The organism is Pseudomonas sp. S1(2024) (assembly GCF_046557535.1).
Genome location: NZ_JBKGFP010000150.1, coordinates 1 through 5,908 on the forward strand (window position 1 = coordinate 1; position 5,908 = coordinate 5,908).

The following is a 5,908-nucleotide window of genomic DNA, read 5'->3' on the forward strand; positions in this document are numbered from 1 at the left end:
CAAGGCTGCTCCTACAGGGAGTTGCACAGGCCTGAGGGCGGAAAGCACAAATGAAAACGGGGCCTTTCGGCCCCGTTTTGCTTTACAGGTAGTAAGCCTTCAGCGGCGGGAAGCCGTTGAATTCCACTGCGCTGTAGCTGGTGGTGTAGGCGCCGGTCGACAGCCAGTACAGGCGGTCACCGATGGCCAGGTTCAGCGGCAGGCCGTACTTGTAGTGCTCGTACATGATGTCGGCGCTGTCGCAGGTCGGGCCGGCGATGACCACTTCTTCGGTCTCGCCTTTCTTCTCGGTCCAGATCGGGAACTTGATGGACTCGTCCATGGTTTCGATCAGGCCGGAGAACTTGCCCACGTCGGTGTAGATCCAGCGCTCGACGGCGGTACGCGACTTGCGTGCAACCAGTACCACTTCGCTGACCAGGATACCGGCGTTGGCAATCAGCGAACGGCCCGGCTCGAGGATGATTTCCGGCAGGTCGTCACCGAAGTCTTCCTTCAGGAAGCGGATGATCTCTTCGGCGTAGGTTTCCAGGCTGTTGGTCCGGGTGATGTAGTTGGCCGGGAAGCCGCCACCCATGTTGATCAGCTTCAGCTCGATGCCGTCTTCTTCCTTCAGGCGCTCGAAGATCACCTTGACCTTGGCGATGGCGGCGTCCCACACGCTGATGTCGCGCTGTTGCGAGCCGACATGGAAGGAAATGCCGTAAGGCACCAGGCCCAGGTCGCGGGCGAGAATCAGCAGGTCCATGGCCATGTCGGTCTGGCAGCCGAATTTACGCGACAGCGGCCAGTCGGCGGTGGTCGAGCCTTCGGTGAGAATACGCACGTACACCTTCGAACCCGGTGCGGCCTTGGCGATGTTGCGCAGGTCGGCTTCCGAGTCGGTGGCATACAGGCGCACGCCCTTCTCGTAGAAGTAGCGGATGTCCTTGGACTTCTTGATGGTGTTGCCGTAGCTGATACGGTCGGCGCTGACGCCGCGACCCAGCACCTTGTCCAGCTCGTAGATCGAGGCGATGTCGAAGCTCGAACCTTTCTCTTTGAGCAGGTCGATGATTTCCACGGCCGGGTTGGCCTTGACCGCGTAGTACACCTTGGCGAATTCGAAACCAGCGCGCAGGTCGTCGTAGGCCTGGCTGATCATCTGGGTATCGATGAGTACGAACGGGGTTTCCTGCTTGTCGGCAAACGCCTTCATTTTCTGGAAGGTGTCACGCGCGAAATAGTCTTCGACCTGGATCGACATGCTCAGGGACTCCATGGGCAAACTGAAAATTTAAGTGGCTGCAAACTGAACGTCCTCCGTATCCCCACTTTGGTTCGCCTACTCAGTACTTGAGCCGGATGGATCGTTTCCAGCATGGACGTTCGGCGCGCACTTTAGGGCGTGAAGAATGCAGAATCAACAGGCAATCCGGGCGTGATCGGCGCGGATCGACGACCTGCCATTTGAATAACCGACCCATGTGACCGGCTGATGTTCCCCGGAGTGTTTCAAGCGTAAAAAATAGTGGAATGGAACGCGCTGGCTCCTTCGCGGGCACGCCCGCTCCCCCAGGGACCCCCCTCTTTCTTTTGGGGGGGGGGGTTCCTCGGAGGGGGACGCCCGCTCCCACAGGCATCTCGCGGTTCCTGTGGGAGCGGGCGTGCCCGCGAAGGGGCCTCAGGTGTTCATATTTATGGCCACATTTCCCTGGCACTGCCGTGCATGAAAAAGACGATAAATTTTTTGTTACCGACTGGCGGAATTGCCGCCATTGATGAGAAACATTACTATTCGCACCCTTGTCTGCCTCCCTGATGACCCCGACCGTGTCCGGACCCAAAGGCTTCCTCGACCACTACCATGAGCTGATCGGCACCTGGACGCGCAAGTTGCGCAGTCGACAGCAGGCCGAGGACCTCACCCACGATGCCTTTGTCCGGGTACTGGAAAACCCGCGCGAGCAGGTCGAGCAGCCACGCGCCTACCTGCACCAGACCGCACGCAATATTGCCGTGGATGGTTTCCGGCGCGAGGACCGCCGCCAGGCCCTGGAGCTGGAAGCCTTCGACGAAGGCGTGGCCGGCAGTGGCGACCCCGAGGCCTACGTGCATGCGCTGGAGCTGGCCGACAGTGTCGAGCGGGCGCTGGCCGAACTGCCGCTCAATTGCCGACAGGTGTTCATCTGGCAGAAGCTCGAAGGGCTGACCCAGGCCGAGATCGCCGAGCGCATGGGGTTGAGCAAGAACATGGTCGAAAAGTATATGATCCGCACGCTCCGGCATCTGCGCGAGCACCTGGATGTGTCGGCATGATGAGTCAGGAGACCTTTTCGATGAAACAGCACGGTACCGATACCGTCCGCGAGCAGGCGGCCGCGTGGTTCGCCCGGGTGCAGGATGCACCTCGCGATGCCGGGCTGCAGGCGCAGCTGCACGCCTGGCTGGAAGGCGATGCACGGCACCGTGATGAGTACCAGCAGCTCGCCCGCCTGTGGCAGGCCGCCGACTTCATCCCGCGCCAGCGCCTGGAAGCGCTGTGCCAGCCGGCACCGGTACGCCAGTTGCCACGTCGGCGCTTCGTGCGCCAGGCCTTGGCCGCCAGCGTGGCCGCACTGGCGTTGGGCCTGGGCTGGGGCGGCTGGCACTACCAGCAACTGAATCACCAGGGCAGCTTGCAGACCGCCTTCAACGAACGCCGCCAGGTCGAACTGCCGGATGGTTCGCACCTTGAGCTCAACGGCAGCACGCAAGTGCAGGTCGCTTTCAGCGCCGGCCAGCGGCATGTCCGGCTGATGGCGGGTGAGGTGATGTTCACTGTCGCCCACGACAGTGACAGGCCGTTCGTGGTCGACACCGCCCAGGGCAGCGTGACTGTCACCGGTACTCGTTTCGACGTCCGCATGGACCCGGCCAGCACCCGCGTGGCGGTGGAGCAGGGCTCGGTGCGTGTGCAGGGCAAGGACGCCTCGCTGGCGCAGCTCACGGCGGGCCAGGGCTCGCATATAGATGCACAAGGCCAGGTGGCGGCGCCCTATGCGGTGAATACCGGCGCCCTGACTGCCTGGCGCCAAGGCAGGCTGGTGTTCGACAACGCCACCCTGGCCGAGGTGGTGGCCGAAGCCTCGCGCTACCGTAGCCAGCCGCTGTGGGTCGCCCCCGGCAAAGTCGCCCAGCTGCGGCTGTCCAGCACCTTCAGCACCGACGACACCGATGCGCTGCTGCGTGCCTTGCCGAGCATCCTGCCAGTGGCCATCAAGGCCCATGAAGATGGCTCGCGCGAAATAATCGCGAAATAGATTCAGGTTTTTTTCCGCTCGTTCGTCTTCCCCGCCAGCTGCAACTGCCAAGCATTTCCATTTGCATGCGGTTGGCGTTTATTCCGTATTCCAGGAAGTTTCGACGACGTGAACAACAACAATCCCTTCCCACGCTTCCGCGCCCTGGCACTGGCCCTGGCGGTCAGCTCCGTGGCCGTCAACAGCCAGGCCGCAGACGCCACTATTCAGATTCAGGCCCAATCCTTGGCATCGGCGCTGAACCAACTGGGCCAGCAGACCAACCTGCAGCTGTTCTTCAGCCCCGAACTGGTGGCCGGCAAGCAGGCCCCGGCGGTGTCCGGCCAGCTGGCGCCCGAGCAGGCGCTGCAGCAGTTGTTGCAAGGCAGCGGCCTGACCTACGAGATGTCCCAGGGCACCGTGGTGGTCAAGCCCGCCCAGGCCGATGGCACCCTCACCACCGGCAGCCTGGAGCTGGCGCCCACCGACGTCAAGGTGGTGGGTGACTGGCTGGGCGATGCCCAGCAGAGCGTGGTGCAGAACCACCCCGGCGCGCGCACCGTGGTGCGCCGCGAAGCGATGGTGGAAAAGGGCGCAATGAACGTGCGTGACGTGCTGCGCGGCATCCCCGGCGTTCAGGTGCAGGACTCCAACGGTACCGGCGGCAGCGACCTGTCGCTGAACGTGGGCGTTCGCGGCCTGACTTCGCGCCTGTCGCCACGCTCCACGGTGCTGATCGACGGCATTCCGGCGGCCTTCGCTCCCTATGGCCAGCCGCAACTGTCGATGGCGCCGATTTCCTCGGGCAACCTCGACAGCATCGACGTGGTGCGTGGCGCCGGTTCCGTGCGTTATGGCCCGCAGAACGTCGGTGGGGTGATCAACTTCGTTACCCGGGCAATCCCCGAGAAGCCCTCGGCCGAGCTGTCCACCACCCTGGAAACCTCCCAGCATGGCGGCTGGAAGCACACCGAGTCCGCCTTCGTCGGCGGCACCGCGGACAACGGCATGGGCGTGGCGCTGCTGTACACCGGGGTGAATGGCAACGGCTACCGTGAAAGCAACAATGGCAACGACATCGACGACGTTATCCTCAAGACCCACTGGGCACCGACCGACGTTGACGAGTTCTGGCTCAACTTCCACTACTACGACGGCCGTGCCGACATGCCTGGCGGCCTGACCCAGGCGCAGTACGACAGCAACCCGTACCAGTCGCTGCGCGACTACGACTACTTCGCCGGCCGGCGCAAGGACGTGTCGTTCAAGTGGCAGCGGCAGCTTGACGACGCCACCCAGTTCGAAGTGCTGACCTACTACACCGACAGCTTCCGCGGCAGCTCCATTGCCTCGCGCGACATGAAGACCCTGTCGTCGTACCCGCGCAACTACCACACCTTTGCCATCGAACCACGGCTGTCGCGGATCTTCTTCGCCGGCCCGACCACCCAGGAAGTCAGCGTGGGCTACCGCTACCTGAAGGAAGCGATGCGTGAGCAGTCGACCCGCCTGGCGCTGATCGACAACGTGCCGACGCCCGTCCCGGGCTCCGATGGCCATGTGTTCCAGGACCGCAGCGGTGGTACCGAGGCCAGTGCCTACTACATCGACGACAAGATCGACGTGGGTAACTGGACCATCACCCCAGGTATCCGCTTCGAGCATATCAACACCGACTGGCGCGACCGCCCGGTGCTCGGTGCCAACGGCCAGCCGGTGCCAGAGAAGAAACGCAGCATCACCAGCAACGAGCCACTGCCGGCGCTGAGCGTGATGTACCACATCTCCGATGCGTGGAAGTTGTTCGCCAACTACGAGACCTCGTTCGGCAGCCTGCAGTACTTCCAGCTGGGCCAGGGTGGTACTGGCAACAGCACGGCCAATGGCCTGGAGCCGGAAAAGGCCAAGACCTACGAAATCGGTACCCGCTATGACAATGGCGGCTTTGCTGGTGAGCTGACGGCGTTCTACATCGACTTCGATGACGAACTGCAGTACATCAGCAACGATGTGGGCTGGACCAACCTCGGCGCGACCAAGCACCAGGGTATCGAGGCCTCGGTGCGCTATGACCTGGACGGTCTGGACCCGCGCCTGGAAGGGCTGTCGGTGAGCGGCGGCTACACCTATACCCGCGCTACTTATGAAGGGGACATTCCTGGCTTCGAGGGCCGTGACCTGCCGTTCTATTCACGCCAGGTGGCCACTGCCGGCGTGCGTTACGCGGTCAATCACTGGACCTGGAACCTGGATGCCTACGCCCAATCCAAGCAGCGCGCGCCGGGTACCGGGATCAATGCCGATGGCAGCTTCAACGGCGACTACATCACCGAGCCGAGTGCGGACGGGCAGTTTGGCGATATCCCGGGTTATGTGACCTGGCATGCCCGTGGCGGGTATGAGTTCGGGCCCCAGATGTCCAACCTGAAGCTGGCGGCGGGGGTGAAGAACCTGTTCGACAAGCAGTACTTCACCCGCTCCAGCGACAACAATGCCGGCATCTATGTGGGTGAGCCGCGGACCTTCTATGTGCAGGCCAGTGTAGGGTTCTGACATTTGTGTGGTCCTCTTCGCGGGCTTGCCCACTCCCACAGGTACCGCGCAGGCCTGGAGGATTGTGGTATCCCCGTGGGAGCGGGCAAGCCCGC

The 5,908-nt window shown here is 62.9% G+C and carries 4 protein-coding genes; 3 read left to right on the forward strand and 1 reads right to left on the reverse strand.

Annotation, left to right across the window (positions count from 1 at the left end; all coding sequences use genetic code 11):
• Nucleotides 1-82: 82 nt before the first annotated feature.
• Nucleotides 83-1,246 (reverse strand): type III PLP-dependent enzyme, encoded by a 1,164-nt coding sequence (locus tag ACLCGK_RS33315; RefSeq protein WP_015269027.1) that lies wholly within the window; start codon nucleotides 1,244-1,246, stop codon nucleotides 83-85.
• Between the two features lie 554 nt (nucleotides 1,247-1,800).
• On the opposite strand from ACLCGK_RS33315, the gene ACLCGK_RS33320 reads away from it, so the two are divergent.
• The 3 genes from ACLCGK_RS33320 (at nucleotide 1,801) to ACLCGK_RS33330 (ending at nucleotide 5,813) form a co-directional block, all read left to right on the forward strand.
• The gene (locus tag ACLCGK_RS33320; RefSeq protein WP_013971037.1) at nucleotides 1,801-2,298 is read left to right on the forward strand and encodes a sigma-70 family RNA polymerase sigma factor; all 498 of its coding nucleotides are present in this window, start codon (nucleotides 1,801-1,803) and stop codon (nucleotides 2,296-2,298) included.
• A 20-nt stretch (nucleotides 2,299-2,318) separates the two neighbouring features.
• Nucleotides 2,319-3,281, forward strand: a complete 963-nt coding sequence (locus ACLCGK_RS33325) for a FecR family protein (RefSeq protein ID WP_410953727.1) — start codon at nucleotides 2,319-2,321, stop codon at nucleotides 3,279-3,281.
• A gap of 108 nt (nucleotides 3,282-3,389) precedes the next feature.
• Nucleotides 3,390-5,813 carry a TonB-dependent siderophore receptor gene (locus tag ACLCGK_RS33330; protein ID WP_410953728.1) on the forward strand — a complete coding sequence of 808 codons (2,424 nt, stop codon included), beginning with the start codon at nucleotides 3,390-3,392 and terminating at the stop codon, nucleotides 5,811-5,813.
• Nucleotides 5,814-5,908 lie beyond the last annotated feature (95 nt).

Excerpts from the sequence above, each read along its gene's own strand:
- ACLCGK_RS33325 (WP_410953727.1), top strand. The coding sequence starts at position 2,319 with ATGAAACAGCACGGTACCGATACCGTCCGCGAGCAGGCGGCCGCGTGG.
- ACLCGK_RS33320 (WP_013971037.1), top strand. The coding sequence starts at position 1,801 with ATGACCCCGACCGTGTCCGGACCCAAAGGCTTCCTCGACCACTACCAT.
- ACLCGK_RS33315 (WP_015269027.1), bottom strand. The coding sequence starts at position 1,246 with ATGTCGATCCAGGTCGAAGACTATTTCGCGCGTGACACCTTCCAGAAA.